Source organism: Pseudomonas sp. Irchel 3A18 (genome assembly GCF_900187465.1).
Lineage (GTDB): Bacteria > Pseudomonadota > Gammaproteobacteria > Pseudomonadales > Pseudomonadaceae > Aquipseudomonas > Aquipseudomonas cichorii.
In genome coordinates this window covers 282,120-301,402 of the sequence record NZ_FYDI01000007.1, presented here as the reverse complement: position 1 = coordinate 301,402, position 19,283 = coordinate 282,120, and the positions used below count along the sequence as shown (strand labels likewise).

Below are 19,283 nucleotides of genomic sequence, written 5' to 3'. Positions count from 1 at the left end.
AAGACTGCTTGCGCAGCGCATGTAAACAAGTGTTGGGAAGATGTTAATAAGTGTTAAGGCTTTGCTCGTATCCGGCATGCCTTGGTTATGCTGTCCCCTTTGCACAAATGGCCTGAACAATGACCAGGATTATGCTTGTCGAGGACGACATTGCGCTGGCAGAGCTGATTGCAAGTTATCTCCAGCGCTTTGACTACGATGTCACGGTCGTCAACCGGGGAGATCGTGCGCTCGAGGTCATGCATCGTCTACGTCCCGACCTTGTCATCCTTGATCTCATGCTGCCTGGGCTCGATGGCTTGCATGTCTGTCGACAGTTGCGCGACGAAAGTCCCGTTCTGCCCATCATCATGCTCACGGCCCGGGACAAGAACGACGATCAGATTCTCGGCCTTGAAACAGGTGCCGATGACTACGTCGCAAAACCCTGTGACCCTCGCGTACTCCTGGCGCGAATCCGCACCCTGTTGCGGCGCAGCCTTTCTAGCGAGACTCGTCACGATGCCCAGCAGATTGTCCTGGGGCGGCTCTTGATCGATCTGGCTGAGCGACAAGTGAAATGGCGCGACCAGGATGTCGAGCTTTCCTCCGGGGAGTACAACCTGTTACTGGTGCTTGCCAACCACGTGGGAGAGGTATTGAGTCGCGATCAGTTGATCCAGCAGTTACGCGGCATCGAATTCAACGGTATCGATCGTTCGGTCGATGTCGCCATTTCCAAATTGCGTCGCAAGTTTGAAGACAACCCTGCCGAGCCTCGCAGAATCAAGACGGTCTGGGGCAAGGGTTACCTGCTCAGTCGCTCGGAGTGGGACGAGTAACAGGCCGGTTTCACGAACTCATTCCGCACTTCCCCGCAAAAGATAATGGATCGCCATGTTCAAGATGCTCGCTCGGCTTTACCTGATCATGCTGGTGACCTATGGCGTCGCGCTGTTTGCGATCCCGGAGATTGTGCTGAGCTGGTTCAACCAGCAAACCATCACCTATAACCAGGATCAGGCCAAGGGTACGCTGAGTCAAATCAGAAAACGCTTCAATCAGACACCGCAAGAAGCCTGGCCAGCGCTGGAAAACGAACTGCGGACCGATTTTGCCCCGTCTCGGCTGAGGCTTGTCTCCATAGACAATCCAGGCCTGTCGGAGCGTGAGCGCACCGCTCTCAAGCAAGGCCTGAATGCTGTGCGTTCGGACAATTATGGCGAGCTGGGCACAGCACTCACCCTGATCGCCCCGGATACGGTTGTCGAACTGGTAGCGCCCGATGCGCCTGTCGACATCAACATCATGTACTGGCTGATCAATATTCTGATCGGTGCCGCATTGCTGGCCTGTCTGCTGGTATGGATCTGGCCTCACTGGCGCGATCTGCAACGGCTCAAGCGTACGGCGATGACCCTGGGCAGCGGCAATCTGGCCGAGCGAACGCAAATCTCACCACGCTCGAACATTGGCGAGCTGGCCCAGGTGTTCGACACGATGGCTCAGGATATCGAAGGCCTGCTCAATCAGCAGCAGGAGCTCTTGAATGCGGTATCCCATGAATTGCGTACCCCCTTGTCGAGGCTGGAGTTCGGCATGGCGCTGGTCATGGCCGATCCCCTGGAGGCACCGACAAGGCTGCGTCTTGAACAGATGGTGGGCCACATCCGGGAGCTGGATTCCCTGATCGATGAACTGCTTTCCTACACTCGCCTGAAATCACCGAACCAGCGTCCACTGCCCGAGGCAATGCCACTGCAGACGTATCTGGACAGCGTGCTGGGTGGCTTCATCGATGAACAGGAAAACAAGGGGTTCACGTTACTGCTGTGCCTTGAGGATGCCGCAGGATACTTTGCCCTTGATCCTCGCCTGACTGCACGCGCCCTGCAGAATCTGGTCGGCAATGCCATTCGATACTGTAACAAGGTGGTGCGCGTCAGTGCCATGCTGACAGAGCAAGGCCTCGTCATCAGTGTCGAGGATGACGGGATTGGCATACCTGTCGCCGAGCAGGAGCATATATTCGAGCCGTTCTATCGACTGGATCGAAGTCGCGACCGTGATACGGGAGGATTCGGTCTGGGGCTGGCCATCAGTCGTCAGGCCATTGAATGCCAGGGTGGCAGCATTACTGTCGATTCATCGCCACTGGGCGGTGCAAGATTTGAGATATTTCAGCCAGCACGGAAGGCTGGCTGAATATTCATTGTACAGCTCACGCGCTGTGCAACACCCGCCCCTTTACCTCGGCAATCGCCTTGTCCAGGGCAACCTGGAAGACCCCGACCAGCACATCGATTTCTTCGGCCTGAATGATCAACGGCGGCAGGAAACGCACGACCGCTCCGTGGCGTCCGCCCAGCTCCAGAATGACACCCAGGTGCAGGCATTGGCGTTGAATGGCCTGGGCCAGTGCGGTATCCGCTGCTGGCACACGGCTGTCGCCCGGCGTATCGCTGACGATTTCCACGCCGACCATCAGGCCGCGACCGCGAACCTGACCCAGGCATGGGTAATCGCTCTGCAACTGGCGCAGCGAACTCATCAGGCGCTGACCCATGACGTCAGCATGCCTCGGCAGGTTTTCGCTGATGATATGGCGCAGAGTCGCAGCGCCTGCGGCCATGGCCATCTGATTGCCGCGGAATGTGCCGGCATGGGAGCCAGGTTTCCAGGTGTCCAGTTCTTCCCGGTAAACCACCACCGACAGCGGTAGGCCACCGCCAATGGCTTTGGACAGTACGAGAATGTCCGGCTCGATGCCCGCATGTTCGAAGGCAAAGAGTTTGCCGGTACGACCGATGCCGGTCTGCACTTCATCGATGATCAGTGCCACACCATGTTTGCGGGTCAACTGACGCAGGCCCTGAAGCCAGCGCACCGGCGCGGGTATCACACCGCCCTCGCCCTGTACGACTTCAACCACGATGGCCGCGGGAGGCAACACGCCTGACTCCGGATCGCCCAGGAACTGTTCGATGAAATGCAGCCCGGCATCGATACCCGCTTCACCGCCAATACCGAACGGGCAGCGATAGTCATAGGGATACGGCAGAAACTGCACGTCAGCCATCAGAGAACCCAGCGCCTGCTTGGGTCCCAGATTACCCATCAGGCTCAAAGTGCCCAAGGTCATGCCGTGATAACCGCCGGAGAACGACATGATGGGTTTGCGTCCGGTGGCGATACGCGCCAGCTTCAATGCTGCTTCAATGCCATCGGCACCGGTAGGGCCGCAAAACTGGATGCGCGCATGGCGGGAAAAGTTTTCCGGCAATGCCGCGAACAGGTCTTCGACAAAACGATCCTTGACCGGTGTCGTCAGGTCCAGGGTATGCAGGGGCAAACCGGAATCCAGCGTCTGGCGCATGGCTTCGATGGCGACCGGGTGGTTATGGCCCAAAGCCAGAGTCCCCGCGCCTGCCAGGCAGTCCATGAACAACTGACCTTGAGTATCGCGCACATAAAGGCCATGAGCTTCCTGCAACGCCAGTGGAATGCGGCGCGGGTATGAGCGGGCATTCGACTCCCGTGCAGCCTGACGCTGCAGGTACTCATTGGTGTTCAGTTCACGGGGTGCCTGCTGACGAAACTGCTCCAGTGTGAAGGTTGCACTGGATGCCTGGCGGGGCTGGACGCTTTCCATATTGAATCCCTGAAATTGAAAACACGGTCGCAGGCGATCAGCCCTGCCCTTGTACCTGCATGGCCTGACGCAGGCTCAGCGGGCGCATGTCGGTCCAGACTTTCTCGATGTAGCTCAGGCAATCTTCCTTGCTGCCCTGAACATCGAGGGTGCGCCAGCCTTCGGGCACACTGCGATAGTCAGGCCAGATCGAGTACTGTTCCTCATCATTGACTACAACCAGAAAGCGCGTATCCGGACTGTCCAGACTCATTGTTTTTCTCCTTGAACAAGATTTTGATACATTCTCGACACATTACTACGAATGGTAGCAATTCTCATTAATATTTTATTACCTTTACATCCCTCTCAACCGCCGATGGCGAAGATGAACAGTCGCAAGACGCTGACGCCCTGTTTATACTTCCAGCCCCTCTGAACGATAACTGCTCTCAACAAGCGGTCCACGGATGAGTCGATGATTCCCAGCCTTGCTCCGCTGTTCACCGGTCCCCTCGCCGACTACGGTGAGAAACTGCAACTGCGCAGCCTTCCACGGGCCGACGTTCCGGGTGACCTGTTTTTCGAGCACGAGCATTTCAGTGCATTCGTCAATGGCCTGTTGCTGCGCTACAAGACCGATGAGCGTCTTGCCCTGGTATCGCTGTGGTCCAAGTGGTACTTCAGCACCTTCATGGCTCCGGTAATGGCCGCCAGCCTGCTGCAACAATCCGCACTGCCGCTTGCCCTGGCCTACACCGGCCTGCAACTGGGTGACGACTCCAGACCCAAGGCACTGCATCTGGCCCATGCCGGAAAACCTCTGCCAGCCTGCTCGGCCTTCGAGCGCTTTCATGACCTGATCGACAATCACCTGACACCTGTCATCGACGCCCTGGTCAAAGTCACCCGCGCATCGCCCCGGCTGTTCTGGAGCAATGCCGGCAACACCTTCGAGTTCGTCACCAGCCGTCTCGACCTTCACCCGCTGGCCAGCCCGCAAAGCACCGCACCGGCCCGGGAAATCCTCACTGCCCGCCTGCGCCCTGACGGCCGACGCAATCCGCTGTTCGCCCCCGTGCGCTACCACGACACCGGCGCAGATGAACCCCTGCGCCTGAGGCGCATCTGCTGCATCCGCTACCGGCTTCCCGGTGTCGGCTATTGCAGCAGTTGCCCTCTAGATGAATGCAGGCAGCAGGACTGACTATTTCACCAGCTGGAAAGGGTTTTCGGTTTCCCGGTCGTAATCCACCAACTGGCCGTAGTCGAGGCGATAGACCCGGTCGGCCACATCGAAATAACGGTCGTCGTGGGTGATGGCGATCACCGTCTTGCCAGCGGCTTTAAGCTCAGGCAGCAGGTCGTTGTAGAACACATGCCGGAATACCGGGTCCTGATCCGCCGCCCATTCGTCCAGCAGAAAGACTTCACGGCCTTCCATCATCAGCATCAACAGCGCCAGGCGTTTGCGCTGGCCCATGGACAAAGATGTGGTGGACAGGCGCCCGGCCGCGAACTCGACCTTATGTGCCAGCCCCAGACGCTCCAGATAATGATCCACCCGAGCCTCAAGCCCTTCATGATTACCTGCCTCGCCCAGCACATCGGCGAACAGATAGAAGTCGGCAAAGATGGCGGCGAAATGCTCGCGATGCCACTCGCTGGTGCTGATATCGAGCACCACGTCATTGAGTGAAACCTGGCCCGAAGTGGGGACGTAGAGCCCTGTCAGCAACTTGGCCAGGGTCGACTTGCCACTGCCATTGCCGCCGACAATGAAAATCAGCTCGCCACGGCGAATCGACAGATCCACCGGCCCCAGTTCAAAGGCAAATTCGTCACTCTGGCCGGGATAGCGATAACGCACGTTCGACAGGCGCAGTTCTTCAAAAGGCTGCGACGCCTGCTCCGGTGTCGTGAACTGCACCGTTTCCCCCAGGGCCAGGGCATCGATGGCCTGCAAGGCCACATGACCGCGAATGACTGCCGGAATGGCATCGAGGATCATCGAGATCGGCGTGCGCAGGAACATGATTGCCAGTACGTAACCCACCACCACCTGCTGGTTCAGCCAGCCAAGCCCCTGGCCAAGAAAGAACAGCGTACCGATCAGCACGAATACCAGCAGGGTCGTCCAATTGAGGTTGATTGCCCATAAGGTATCAGCGCGCACCGAGGCATCCAGCGACGCCCGTGCGATGGGCTCCAGCTTGTGCTGATAGAGCTGATGCCGACGCTCGCGGCTCAGGCCCAGTTCGCAACGACCATGAATGGCGGCCTCGAATTGTTCGGTCAACTGGTCATCCTGGCGCCGTACCGCCTGCATCAGGGACTTGATCTTGCGCCCGAGCAACACATCCAGGCCGACCCCGAAGGCAATCACCACCAGCGTCAGGAAGAAGAACGGCAAGCTCAGCCAGGCCATGTACGCCAGCCCCGTCAGCAACAACAGGCCGTTGTACAACGAAATCGGCAGTTGCTTGAAGGCAGTGGCGACGGTGGTCACATCTTTGGTCAGCGCGTTGTAGATGCGTGGGCTGCCCAGCCGCTCAATGCGCTCCAGCGCAGTACCCAGCACCTTGCCCACCAGTCGCAGGCGCAACTGGTAGACCAGACGATGGCCGATCTGCACCAGCAGCGACTGCGAGGTGATGCCGCTGACAAACAACAGAATCAGCAAGCCGCCGAATATCAGCAAGGCCTGGCCGATATCGCCAGGGCCTTGTTCCAGACTGCGGTTGATGTAGCCGATCAGGCCGATACTGGCCGCTGCACTCAAGGCGCTGCTCAGCACCGCAAGAAAAATGCGCCACCGAGCGTTATGCAGCAGTTCTTTCAATAGAATCATGACGCCGATACCACCTTGGCAGAAGTTTCCAACAGTAGAGGCAACAGGCTTTCGGCCAGTCGAGGTTCGCCAGGTATTTCGTGATGGCCTACGTCCAGCGTCCATTGGCGAACGGCCTGCTGCGTATGCGCTTGCCACTGGGCACGCAGATCGGCATGGACATTGCCACGCCACACCCAGACCGGCACATCGACGACAGGCAAGGTCTGCTCATACAGGCGCGTCTTGATCGAGCGATATTGCCCCAGCAGTGCAAGCAGCTCTGCGTCGGCCGCTTCCCATTGCAGATGCGAGCGCACCTGAGGATCGTTGAGCAACAGGGTAACGCCTTCGGCATAGTCATGACCGGCCAGCAGGCTCGTCAAGCGCTCCCGTAGCGATTCGCCAATCGGTTGCGCGTGACTGCGGCAATAGAAGGCAAAATCGGCAATCAACTGCCCCGCCTCATCGCCCTCACCCGCCAGACTGCGCCGGGCATCGTGATCGAGCACGGCGAGCCCGGCGATGTTAAAACCGCTGGCCTGCAAGTGCGGCACCAGCAACAAGGCCAGCCGCGAAGCCAGACTCCAGCCCAGCAGCACCAGCGGGCGCTGTTTCAGCTCGGCGGGAATGCTCGCGACATAGTGCTGCAACAGCATATCCATATCGCTTTCGTCCCAGCCTTTTTCCAGAGCCGCAAGGCCGAAGACCGAGACTTGAGCGCCAAGATTGTCCGCCAGTGGCTGATACGCCTGCAGATGCCCTTGGGCTCCGTGTACCAGCAGCAAGGCTGGCGACTGTTCATCGGCTTGCGTCAATACTTTCCAGGGGCCACGGCTCTCGCCATTGCCAAGGCCACTCACCAGGTCGCGCACGGTATGGCGCTCGAACAACAGATTGGTCGGCAGGTTGAGCGACAGACGCTCGCGCAGCAGAGAAACCACCTTGATCGCCGCCAATGAATGCCCGCCGACCGTAAAGAAGTTATCGGTCACCCCCAGGTCGTCGACACCCAGCACTTCGCACCAGATGGCCAGAATGGCAGTTTCCAGTTCACCGACCGGCGCCACTCGCGTGTTTTGCAGGCGTTGCCGGGCACGTTCCAACAGGTTTTTGCGATCCAGCTTGCCGTTGCTGTTCAGTGGCAGTGCCTTGAGCTCCAGAATACCGCTGGGCAGCATGTAGTCCGGTAGCTGGCGAGCCAGGCTGGCACGCAGTTGATCGGCTGTCTGAGAACCGGCCTCGTCCTTGACGATAAAGGCCAGCAGACGCGCATGATCGCCCTCGCCATCCAGCAGTACCGCAGCCTGCGATACGCCCGGCTGGGCCAGCAGTGCCTGTTCGACTTCCGCCAGTTCCAGACGGAAACCGCGAATCTTCACTTGCTGATCGTTGCGGCCCAGAATGCGCAGTGCGCCATCAGCCTGACGCAAGGCCAGGTCGCCGGTGCGATACAGGCGACGGCCACTGAGCGGGTCGATACCAAAGGCAGAGCCGCCCACATCCCCCACATAGCCGCGTCCGACACTGCTACCGCTGATGCACAACTCACCGGCCTGTCCCGGCGGTACTGGTCTTTGCTGTTCATCGAGCAGATGGATGCGGTTATCTCCCAGTACCTGGCTCAATGCACTGCCTGCCACGCCCTGATCGAGATCAATCGCTCGCCATAGCACCCCGACCGTGGTTTCGGTCGGGCCGTAATGGTTGTACAGGCGACAAGCCGGTTTCGCCTCGGCCAGACGGCTCAGCAAATGCTCACCGACGGGTTCCCCGCCCAGCACCAGGACCTTGCGAGGAAGAATGTCGGCGGCGTGCTCGCCCATCAGGGCTTCAAGATGCGAAGGGACGATCTTGAGGACATCCAGCGGATGACGCTGAAGTTCTTCTGCAAACGCCCGGGCATCGGTCACGGTGGACTGCTCCAGCACATGCACGCACCCGCCTTGCAGCCAGGCCGGGAACAGCACAGTGTTGCCCAGGTCCGCGAGCAACGACGACACCAGTCCATAATGCCCGCCCTCAGGCAATTGCAGCGCCCGGGTCACTTGCGTGACGTAATGGCGCAACTGAGCCTGTTCGATCTGCACGCCTTTAGGCTTGCCGCTGGTGCCTGAGGTATAGAGCACGTAGGCCAGGTCTTGGGCAGCAACAGGTTGCGGCGTCTCGAACAGCGGGCCATGGCTGGCTTCTGACCAGCTCAGAGTCCTGAGCGACGTTTCGGGCAGCAGGTCTTCCCCATGCAGCAACAGCGCCGGTCGAGCGTCGTCGAGAATACCGGCCAGACGCAACGGTGGCTGCTTGGGGTCCAGCGGCAGGTACGCGGCACCGACCTTGAAGCAGGCCAGCATCGCCACCAGCATGTGTGCGCCGCGTGGCAGGTAAAGACCAACCCGTTGTTCGCGCCCCACACCAGCCTGATGCAGGCTGCCGGCCACCCGGTCGCTCAGGGCATCGAGTTCGGCGTACGAGAATAGTTGATCCGCATAGCGCAATGCCGGCCGATCCGGTTGGGTCCGGGCGTGAGTACGCAAGGTGGCGATGATATCGAGATCGGCCTCAAGAGCCGGACGCGCCGGTGCCGGCAGCAGTTCCTCGGGCAAATGAAGGTCGAAGCCATTGATCAGCCCGTTGGGCGACTGCACCAGTTGCTCCAGCCAATGGGCAAAGCGCCGCAGCAATACCTGCGCCTGCTCGGCACGGTACAAACCGCAGTCATAGGCCAGCGCCAGTTGACCGCTGCCTTGTGCATCGAGGGTCAATTGCAGGTGCAGTTCGACCGGCGTATCGAAAGACAGCACTTGCAGGTCTTGCAGTTGCGGCGTGTACAGCACTCTCAGCCCTGCCTGGAAACTGGCGCGCCATTCCGGCAGCAGTTGGGCCTGGCCTGCATATTCCTGCCACTCGACAGCGTTTTCCAGCTGACGGGTCAGTTGCCGGGCCAGATTGACCAGGGTGCTGTGTTCGGAGAGCTGCACCACCATCGGCAAGGTTTGCTCGAAAACGCCATAAGCGCCCTGCAGCTCTTCATAGTCATCACGAGGGTCGTGCTGCAAGCCAAGCTGGCCATGCTGCTGACCATTGAGCCTGCCCAGCAGCGACCCCCAGGCCGCCAGTACCAGTTGCTCGACCTCCACGCCTTCGCGCTCGGCCAACGCATTCAGTGCAGTCGGCACTGTACGGGCAAGTTCCAGGCTGACCCGCGCATGGTTGCCACTGGCAATGCCATAGCGTTCGATCAGGCGCATGCCCGGCACATCCTGCAAAGCCAGATTGCGCCAGAACTGCGCGCCCTGTTCCGCGTCTTCGTCCAGTTGCAGGCCGTTGATCCACTCGACATATTCGCCGTACTGCATGGGCTCGGCTTCCAGCGCGGCACTGCGGCCCAACAAGTGCTCCTGCAACTGGATCAGGCTGCGCTGATCCAGCGAGTAGACAGGGACCGCCAACAACAGGCTGTCGTCCAGCAGCCAGGCCAGCACATCCGGCTGTTCAGCCTGGCAATGACGCTGAGCCTGCTCCAGCCAGCCTTGTGCATCATGGCCATCACTGACCTGAGCCTGACGCCAGTCCAGGCGCAGCTCGCTGAGTTCGGCAACCCGCTGGCGCAGCGCCGTGGCACCGACCGGGCGCTGATAGCGCAGGCGCAGGGCCTCATGTTGTTCCAGGCAGGCACGCAGGCGTTGTTCGACGGCGCCTGCGGGTACGCCTGTCAATTGCATACGTACCCAGCGCCAAGCCTGAGGGTTGGCCTGGGCAAGCTGTTTCTGTTGCGGTGAAAGCGTTAATCCAAGGTCCATCATGGGTTCAACTCTGCGTGGGTTTCTTCGGTCTGCGCCGGGGCAGCCATTACCTGATCACGGCCATAAATCTCGCCCATGGCCACCACAATCTTTCGCTCGCCGTCGAACGGGTCCCGGGCATGGGCCGCCAGCATATTGTCGAGCATCACCACATCGCCTTGCTGCCAGTCGAAGCGCACGGCGCAACGGTCGTAGGCAGCGTTGATGGCTTCGATGGCGCTCTCTTCAAGCTCCGAGCCGTCGCCGTAGAACACCTGCCTGGGCATGGTTGCTTCGCCATCGCGCAGGAACTGCTCGCGGATGTCGGCATCCAGAAAGGCCGGATGGTACAGTTGGATCTGGTTGAAGAAGCTCTCTTCGCCGGTCAGCGGATGCAGAATCACCGCCGGGCAGACCTGACGGGTATGCAGGTCGTTGGCGCCGCGCCACTGGAACTCGATATTGCTTTCACGGCAGATCCGCTCGACTTCGGCACGTTCCTCGGTCTGGAAGAAGTGCTGCCAGCTGACGTCCAGGCTGGTGCTGAAATTGCGCACGTACATCAATTGTTTGCTGCGCAGCTTCGCCTGCAACCAGGCCGGCAGTTCCCGATAGACCTCGCGGCTGTCGACAATCGGCGTCGCGCCACCGGTGGAGGCCGGAATCTCGCAGTAGAACCACTGCCGACGCGGCCAGCGATGCTGATGCGCGCTTTCGTTGTGGAACAGGATCATCCGGTCCTTGGGGTATGGCGTGGACTTGTAGATGTTCTTGCCGCCCTCTTTCTTGGGCAGATCACCGTACTGACCATAGAGCTGCGGGCACAAGGCCTGGCAAAAGCTCTCGAAATCGACCGGGGTCGGCAGGTCGAAACCACGGAACAGAATGCCGCCATGCTCGCGCAGCCAGCTCTCGACCTTGTCACGGTTGGCTTCAGCCCAGATGGCCGGGGCCAGTTCACGGTCGCGCAGGGTCACCAGCAAGGGGAATTTCGAGCCTTCGCGCAACGGTCGGGCTTCGATGGGCTCACGGGCTGCGGGAGAAGCGCTCTGGCGCATCTTGCCCAATTTGCTCATCTTGCGTTGCACCGGGTTGTCCGTGGACATTGCAGCAGCTCCCTTTACTGTCGGAATCAAGGTATCGATAGGGTTTTCAGGCGCGTTGAGGGCCATGTCCAGCAGCGACTCGAAAGCGTCTCGCAGGCGTTCGACCGTGGCCGGGCGGAACAGGCTGGTGCGATACACCCAGCGCAGGCTGATCGCATCCCCGTCTTCGCTGGCAAACAGCGCCATGTCGAACTTGGAGTGATGCTGCTCGCCGGTCAGCGGCTCGACCTGCAGGTTGCCCAACTGACGTTGCTGACGCGGCGTGTTGTCCAGGACAAACAGCGTTTGCAGCAACGGATGCAAGTTGGCCACACGCGGCAGTTCCAGGCATTCAACGACACGCTCGAACGGCGTGTCCTGCCAGGCGAATGCTTGCAGACAAAGCTCCCGGACCTGCTGCGCCTGCTCACGGAAACTCAGTTCCGGTTGCAGACGGATACGCAAGGCCAGCAGGTTGACGAAGAAACCGATCAGCGACTCGGTAGCCGGATGGTCGCGGTTTGCGACATCGGTCCCGATCACCAGATCTCGACCTTGGGTTTCGCGCTGCAACACGGCGGCATAACAGGTCAGCAACAGCATGAACGGTGAAGTACCACTTTCCTGGGCAAAGGCTTTCAGGCGCTCGACCGTGGAGGCCGACAACTGGAAGTCCAGCGCTGCACCGGTACCGGTGTCGCGTTCCGGGCGCGGGAAGTCGAACGGCAATGGCACTTGCGACGGGATACCCGCCAGGGTGCGCCGCCAGAAGTCCAGGCCTTCACGCTGACGCAACTGAACTGCAGGCGAGCCTTGCCACACGGCATAGTCGACGTACTGAATCGGCAGTTCGCCCTGCGCGGGTTGCAGGCCTGCACTGTAGGCTTCGTAGCCCTGAATCAGCTCATCCACCAGTACCGCGCCGGACCAGCCATCGGAGGCAATGTGGTGCATGACCAGTTGCAGCACATGCTCCTGCTCGCCAGTGCGATACAGCACCGCCCGCAAAGGCGCCTCGCTGCCCAGATCGAAAGGTCGCAACGCAACCTTGCGGGCCTCGGCCGACCATTGGGCTTCACTGGAGTCGATCACTTGCAGCTTTACCGACAGATCCCCATGAATCCGCTGACGCAATTCGCCGCCCTGCTGGTGATAGGTGGTGCGCAAGATGGCATGTCGGCTTACCAGTCGCTGCAATGAGCGTTGCAGGGATTGCTCGTCCAGCTCTCCGCGCAAGCGCACGTTGCTGCCCATATTGAAACTGCTGTCGGCCAGATCCAGTTGCTGCATCAGCCAGACCCGCTGCTGCGCCGAAGACAACGGCTGTGCGATTTGCTGATCGACGTGAGGAATCGCCAGCGAGCCGATATCCAGATCACGCGCCTGGCCTTCGAGCCGCGCAGCCAGCTCGGCCAGTACCGGGGTCTCGAACAGCCAGCGCAGAGGTACTTCAAAACCCTGCTCGCGCAAGCGCCCACGCACCTGGGCAGCCATCAACGAATGCCCGCCCAACTGGAAGAAATGACCGTCGGCAGGAATCTGCTGGCGTTTCAACACTGCGCCCCAGATTTCAGCCAGCAAGGTTTCGCTGGCCGATAGCGGACGCTGGACGGTGCTGCTGGCAGAGGTATCCAGTTGCAAACGTGGCAATTGCTTGCGATCCACTTTGCCGTTGGTGTTAAGAGGCAACTGTTCCAGTGCCTGCATATGCGTCGGCAGCATGTAAACCGGCAAGCGCGCCTGCAAATAGTCACGGATCTCGGTTTCGTCAGGTGAACTGCCAGCCTCTGCCACCCAGAACGCAGCCAGATGCTCGCCCTGCACGGCCACGACCGCCTGAACCAGTTTCGGGTGACTGAGCAGAACCGCCTCGATCTCGCCCAGTTCGATGCGGAAACCGCGCAGTTTGATCTGGTCGTCGGTGCGGCCCAGGTAATACAACTGCCCGTCGGGTTGCCAACGCGCCAGATCCCCTGTGCGGTACAGGCGGCTGCCATCGGTGCTGAACGGGTCGGCAATGAAGCGTTCTGCGGTCAGGCCAGGTTGCCCGGCATAACCACGGGCCAAGCCATCACCGGCGATGTACAGCTCACCGACGCAACCGGTCGGCACTTCGCACAAGTGCTCGTCGAGCACGTGGCAACGGGTGTTGAGCAATGGCCGGCCAATAGGCGCGACAGGTAATTGCAGCGCATTGATCGGGGTCTGGGTAGACCATACGGTGGTTTCTGTCGGGCCATAGACGTTGACGAGATGAGCTACGGATTGACGCAGCTCGGTGGCCATGTCTGCCGACAGTGCTTCACCGCCGGCCAGCGCCACACGCCCGGCCAGCACCTGACGGTCGCCCTGCAACAGCATGGCCCAGGTGGCTGGTGTGGCCTGAATCAGGTCCACGGACTGGTTCTTGATCAGACTGGCGAGCAACACAGGGTCCTGACGCTCGTCATCGTCGGCCAGCACCACGGAACCGCCGCGCACCAGCGGCAGGCACAGTTCCAGGCCACAGATATCGAAGGTGACGGTAGTCAGGGCCAGGTAACGCTGCACGGTGTCCAGTGGCAGCGCTTGCTCCATGGCCAGCAGGAAGTTGGCAAAGTTGCCGCGACTGATCTGCACCCCCTTGGGCTGCCCGGTGGAACCCGAGGTGTAGAGCGTGTAAGCCAGTTGTTGAAGGTTTCTGTCAGCCGCCGGAACCTGTGCCGGGAACTGTGCCAACGGCAGGTCGGCCCAGAGGTAGCAGCGCAGTGGCTCCGGCAAGTCGGCAGCCCGCGCATCGCAGAGCAGCAATTGTGGCTGCGCACGGGTGAGAATCTGCGCCTGACGGGCCGCTGGATGGCCAGGATCGAGCGGCAGGTAGGAAGCCCCGGCTTTCTGGATCCCCAGCATGCATACCAGCAGTCTTTCATCCCGTGGCATGCAGAAGGCAACTGTCGACTCGTGACCAACGCCCTGCTCCAGCAGCCAATGGGCCAGCCGGTTGGCCTGGGCATCCAGCGCTGCGTAGCTCAAGCGCCGATCTGCGCTGAATACCGCGACGCGCTCGGGATGCAGGGCCGCCTGTACTTCAAAGCGCGTCACAAAATCCGCTTCGCAGTGCACCTCCATGGACGTGCCCGAGGTGGCCAGTTTTGCAACCGAGCCCAGCGGCACTTCCAACAGGCTCTGCTGAAGATCAAGGCGGGTCAGGCTGCCGAGCAGGCCCTGATAATCCTCGACCAGACGCTGAGTGGTTTCAGGACTCAGCAGTGCGGTGGCGTACTCGACAATCAGGCGGGTATTGGCAGCGGCGCCACGCCCGTGGGTGAACAGGTTGAACGTCAGGTCGAACTTGGCACTGACCACACCGTCCGGCAGCGCCAGTGATTCCACGCTGACACCCGGCAGGCTGAAGCGGCGGGAATCGCCATGGTCGATCTGGTAGTTGAACAGGTTCTGGAACACCGGCGTGCGATCCAGATGGCGTTCAAAATCCAGCGTGTCCAACAGTTGCTCGAACGGCAACTCCTGATGGGCCATGTCATCGGCCAGTTGCCCGCTCAGGGTCGTGATGAATGCTTGCAGGCTTTGTCGGGCATCGATCTGTACACGGTGAGCCAGGGTGTTGACGAACAGGCCGACCAACGCCTGCCCGGCCGCCGACTCACGCCCGGCCACCGGCAAGCCGATGGCGAAATCCGTGCGCCCGGCATGTCGCCACAGCAGGATCTGGTAAGCGGCAAAGTACAGCACGAAAGGCGTAACACCCAATGCTCGGGCCTGTGCATCGACTGCCGCGCTCAGAACACCCGGCAAGACAAATTCGTCACGGGCACCTTCGTAGGCCTGCACCGCTGGCCGCAGACAGTGATCGGGCAGCTCAAGAGGTTCATTGCCCAGACCTTGCAGGCGCTGCTGCCAATAACCCAGCAATTGCTGGCCTTGCTCGCCGTCCAGACGTTGCCGCTGCTCTTTGATGAACGGCAGCAAACCGGTTGTTGCAGGCGTTGGCTGGTCCTGATAGATCAGCGCAAAGTCCTGAACCAGCAAGCCCATGGACCAACCGTCCACGGCAATGTGATGCACATTGAACAGCAGGCGGTAATCGCCGGGCGCGATGCTGAAGACATCGATGGCCAGCAACGGCCCGTTGACCAGATCAAAGACACGTCGGGCGGCCTTGGCGATGGTTGCCTGTTGCTCGGACTCGCTCAGGCCGCTGAGGTCATGCACATTGAAGATCGGCGTGCCTGTCTCGTCCAGACGCTGCCAGACCTGCCCTTGCTCTTCAAAGAAACGGCAGCGCAGCGCTTCATGCCGCTGGACCAGCGCCTGACAAGTGCTTTGCAGGCGCGGCACATCCAGATCACCGCGCAAGGCCAGCAACTGAGTGACGTTATAAGCGGTTTGCGCCGGATCCAGTTGCTGCATGAACCACACCCGCTGCTGGGCATGGGACAGGGGCTGCGGTTGATCTGCTGCCTGAATGGCTACTGGCGGCGTAACGGCCTTTGCTGCAACAGGTTTCAATACACCGGCCAGTTGCCGAGGCGTCGGATTTTCCAGCAACTGCCGAGGCATCAGGCGCAGTTCGGCCTTACGCAAGCGGGCAATCAATTGCAGACTGAGGATCGAGTCGCCGCCTGCGGCAAAGAAATCGGCATCCGGTCCAAGCCCTGGTTGCTCAAGCAATTCGCGAAAGGCGTCAAGAACCGTGGACAAGGCCGGCTGCTGGCGGCAATCGATGCACAGGGCCATGCCCGCCAGCGTGGAATGCTGCAAGACGTCCCGTGGTTTCAGCTTGAGCCCTGCGCGAGATGCCAGGCCGATCAGTTGCAGACTGAGGATCGAATCACCGCCGAGGGCAAAGAAATCATCCTCGCGCCCGACCTGCGCACACCCCAGCACCTGGCACCACAACTGCGCCAGTTGCTGCTCCGTGGCACCTGTCGGTGGCTGAGCGACTGCGCTTGCTGTTTCAGTTTCAGCCGGTTCCGGCAAGGCGCGGCGATCCAGTTTGCCATTGGCGGTCAGCGGCAGTGTGTCCAGCGTCAGCCAATGGGCAGGCAGCATATGCTCCGACAATTGATGCCGGGCCTCGGCTTGCACGTCAGCCAGTTCCTCAGCGCTCAGCGCGGGGCTGATATACGCCACCAGTTGTGTCCGGCCTTTGATTTCCTGTGCCAGCACCGCACCTTCGCGAACCTGTGGCCGGGCATTGAGCCAGGCACTGACTTCGCCCGGTTCGACCCGGAAACCGCGGATCTTGACCTGATCGTCCTGACGCCCCAGGAACACCAGACGCCCGTTGCGATCCAGGCGAACCCGGTCGCCGCTGCGGTAAAAGCGCTGGTGCTGGCTATGGCTCTGGGCCGTAGAACCGAATGCCTTTGCAGTCAGTTCAGGTTGGCCGAGATAACCCTGTGCAACCTGTGGGCCTGCAATCAACAGCTCACCGGCCACGCCCAGCGGAACCGGAATGTCATTGCCATCGACAATGCGCAGTTCACAGTCTGCCAATGGCTGACCCAAAGGCAGGTACTGCCCCGATTCCAGTGAATCGATGGACGAAATTTCGCCACAGATCACACCAATCGTGGTTTCCGAAGGCCCGTAGTGGTTGAAGATGCGCAGCTGCGGTGCCAGTTCGCGTACTTGCGTGAACAACGCCTGATCGAAGCCTTCGCCCCCAAGAATCAACACCTCTCTTGGCAACACCCGTCGGGCATCGTCCAGTGCCAGCAAACCGCGCAAATGCGAAGGCGCGATTTTCAGGCAGTCCACCGGCTGCTGGTCGAGGAAGTCAGCCCAGCCCGGTGGGTCGAAGGTCAGGGATGCGGGCGGCAGCACCAGCGGATCACCGGCATTCAGGGCTGCGAATACGCACGTCAGGCCCAGATCCGCAGCCACGGTGGCCAGGGTCGCCCAACGGCTGCCCGGTTTTGCCTGCAAACGTTGGCCGACAGCCGTCGCGTAATGCGCCAGATTGGCGTGAGTGACCAGCACGCCCTTGGGCTGACCGGTCGAACCCGAGGTGTAGATGAGATAAGCAGGCAGTTGCGGCTGGCTAAGGCTTTGGCCCGAATCCACAGGCGCGTCAGCCGACCAGTCGCCAGTACTCAGCTCAAGGCGCGCAATGTCGACACCGGTTTCAGGCGCTTCGGCCAGGGTCAGCCACAGGCTTGCGCCACTGTCCTGCAACAGTTGCGCAAGTCGCTGCGGCGGCTGGGCCGGATCGAGAAACAGGCAGACCGCACCGCGCTGCCAGCAGGCCAGGGTCGCCAGCAACTGCTCGGCGCAACGAGGCATGCACAGCGCAACCACATGACCCGGCTCAATGCCCTGCCCGGCCAGTTTTGCAGCCAGCGACCGGCTGGCGGCACCCAGGGTTGCGTAATCAATGGTCTGCTCAAGGCTGCACAAGGCCGGCGCGGTCGGTGTATGGGTTGCCCAGTGCTGGACTTGCCGGTCCAGCGGCAAGGGCGTCGAGCCCAATGCCGGACCGCTCAGTTCGCTCGCAGGCGAAACCAGTTGCAGTTCGGCCAGACGCCGCTGGGGATGGCTCGCAGCCTGCCCAAGAATCGCCAGCAGGTCGTCCAGCATTTGCTCGACCGTGGCGGCCTCGAACAATTCGTCGCTGTATTCCAGCTCGCAACGCAGGCGCGAGTCGGCGGTGCGCACCAGGCGCAGCGTCAGGTCGAAACGGGCATGGCGCTGCGGCGGGTCAAGCACTTCGACCGCAACACCGGGCAGTTCCAGGGTGCGGCTTGCGGGCAAGTCGACCTGCACGAACATGACCTGGAACAGCGGGCTTGAACGTGGGCGCTCAAGGCTTTCCAGCACATTCTCGAACGGTAGCAATTGATGATCGAAGGCGGCTGCGACGGTGTCACGGGTGCGCAGCAGTGCGCTTGTGAAGTCCGGGTTGTCCTGCAACTGCTGGCGGATCACCAACGTGTTGAGCAACGGGCCGATCAAGGGCACCAGTTCCGGCCGGTCACGCTGGGCGGCGGAAGTGCCAAGGCACACATCGTTTTCGCCGCTATAGCGGGACAGCAGACAACTGAAAGCGGTCAGACCGTAGATGTACAGCGTCACGCCTTGCTTGCGAATGGCGGCTTCGACGGCTGTCGTCAGTTCGTGCGAAAGTTCACGGGCAAGCACCGCGCCGCTATGACGGCGCTGGCTGGCCGCAGGGCGTGGGCGGTCCAGAGGCAAGGCCAGCGGTGCCGGGGCATCCGCCAGTTGGGTGCGCCAGAACTCGATGTGCTGCTGGCAACTGTCACTGTCCAGCCACTCCTGTTCCCAGGCCGCGTAATCGGCGTACTGAATGCTCAGCTCCGGTTGCCGGGCAGGTTCATTCAGTGCAAGCGCCCGATAAGCCTCGGCCAGTTCCAGAGTGAGCTGCTGAGCCGACCAGGCATCGTAGGCCACGTGATGGATGGTGAAAAACAGCCAGGTCGACTGGCCCTGCGCATCGCTGAAGGCCTGCCAGCGCCAGGGTGAAGACTGGGCAAGATCGAAGGGTTCGGCGAGCTGGCGTGCGTATTCGTCGGCACACCATTGCTCGTAGTCGGCCGCCGCCAGTGTCAAGCGCTCGACCTTTGGCAGAGACACCTGCAAAGGTTCGCAATGGGGCTGCAACTGACCTTGCGCATCAGTTGTGTAGCGTGTGCGCAGGATCTGATGACGGTCGGTCAACTGCTGCATGGCCTGTTGCAGACGCTGACCATCGAGGTCGCGGTCGAAACGCAGCACCGAGCAAAGGTTGTAGAGCGCACGACTGCTCAGGGCTTCAGCCGACAGAAAGCGCCGTTGCGCCTGGGCCAGCGGCAGGCTTTGACCTTCGCCGGGTACGGCAGGCACTATTGGCAGCCGCCAGCTATCGATGCCCTTCTCGGCCAGACGCTGGCGGAACAGCTTTTTCTTGTCCGCAGACAAGGACGCCAGTCGCTGTGCAATCTCCAGGAACGCTTGTTGCGTCATCCCACTCATTC

General features: G+C 60.8%; 8 protein-coding genes. 3 read left to right on the top strand and 5 right to left on the bottom strand.

The window, feature by feature from the left end:
- The first annotated feature begins 119 nt into the window (after nt 1-119).
- Both CKW23_RS16510 and CKW23_RS16505 read left to right on the top strand, forming a co-directional pair.
- A complete protein-coding gene (locus CKW23_RS16510) occupies nt 120-821 on the top strand; it encodes a response regulator (protein ID WP_025260193.1) in 702 nt (233 codons plus the stop codon).
- A 55-nt stretch (nt 822-876) separates the two neighbouring features.
- On the top strand, nt 877-2,184 hold the full coding sequence (locus CKW23_RS16505; RefSeq protein WP_095067983.1) for an ATP-binding protein: 1,308 nt from the start codon (nt 877-879) through the stop codon (nt 2,182-2,184).
- A gap of 16 nt (nt 2,185-2,200) precedes the next feature.
- Here CKW23_RS16505 and CKW23_RS16500 read toward each other — a convergent pair whose 3' ends face one another.
- Together CKW23_RS16500 and CKW23_RS16495 are read right to left on the bottom strand one after the other, a co-directional pair.
- Complete coding sequence (locus tag CKW23_RS16500) at nt 2,201-3,631, bottom strand: diaminobutyrate--2-oxoglutarate transaminase (RefSeq protein WP_095067982.1); 1,431 nt, start codon at nt 3,629-3,631, stop codon at nt 2,201-2,203.
- A 37-nt stretch (nt 3,632-3,668) separates the two neighbouring features.
- Nucleotides 3,669-3,884 carry an MbtH family NRPS accessory protein gene (locus CKW23_RS16495; RefSeq protein WP_025260196.1) on the bottom strand — a complete coding sequence of 72 codons (216 nt, stop codon included), beginning with the start codon at nt 3,882-3,884 and terminating at the stop codon, nt 3,669-3,671.
- Nucleotides 3,885-4,088: 204 nt separating this feature from the next.
- Here CKW23_RS16495 and fhuF point away from each other — a divergent pair, with 204 nt between their 5' ends.
- Nucleotides 4,089-4,817, top strand: coding sequence for a siderophore-iron reductase FhuF (gene fhuF / locus CKW23_RS16490; protein ID WP_025260197.1), 729 nt, complete (start codon nt 4,089-4,091; stop codon nt 4,815-4,817).
- Here the strand turns inward: fhuF and CKW23_RS16485 are convergent, their stop codons facing one another.
- Genes CKW23_RS16485 through CKW23_RS16475 form a run of 3 tightly spaced genes read right to left on the bottom strand, consistent with a single transcriptional unit; the run spans nt 4,818 to nt 19,281 of the window.
- Complete coding sequence (locus CKW23_RS16485) at nt 4,818-6,461, bottom strand: cyclic peptide export ABC transporter (RefSeq protein WP_025260198.1); 1,644 nt, start codon at nt 6,459-6,461, stop codon at nt 4,818-4,820.
- Entirely contained in the window at nt 6,458-10,243 is a 3,786-nt protein-coding gene (locus CKW23_RS16480) for an amino acid adenylation domain-containing protein (RefSeq protein ID WP_095067981.1), read from the bottom strand. The genes CKW23_RS16485 and CKW23_RS16480 overlap by 4 nt, the downstream gene beginning before the upstream one ends.
- Nucleotides 10,240-19,281, bottom strand: a complete 9,042-nt coding sequence (locus tag CKW23_RS16475; RefSeq protein WP_095067980.1) for a non-ribosomal peptide synthetase — start codon at nt 19,279-19,281, stop codon at nt 10,240-10,242. Before CKW23_RS16475 ends, CKW23_RS16480 begins: the two co-directional genes overlap by 4 nt.
- Nucleotides 19,282-19,283 lie beyond the last annotated feature (2 nt).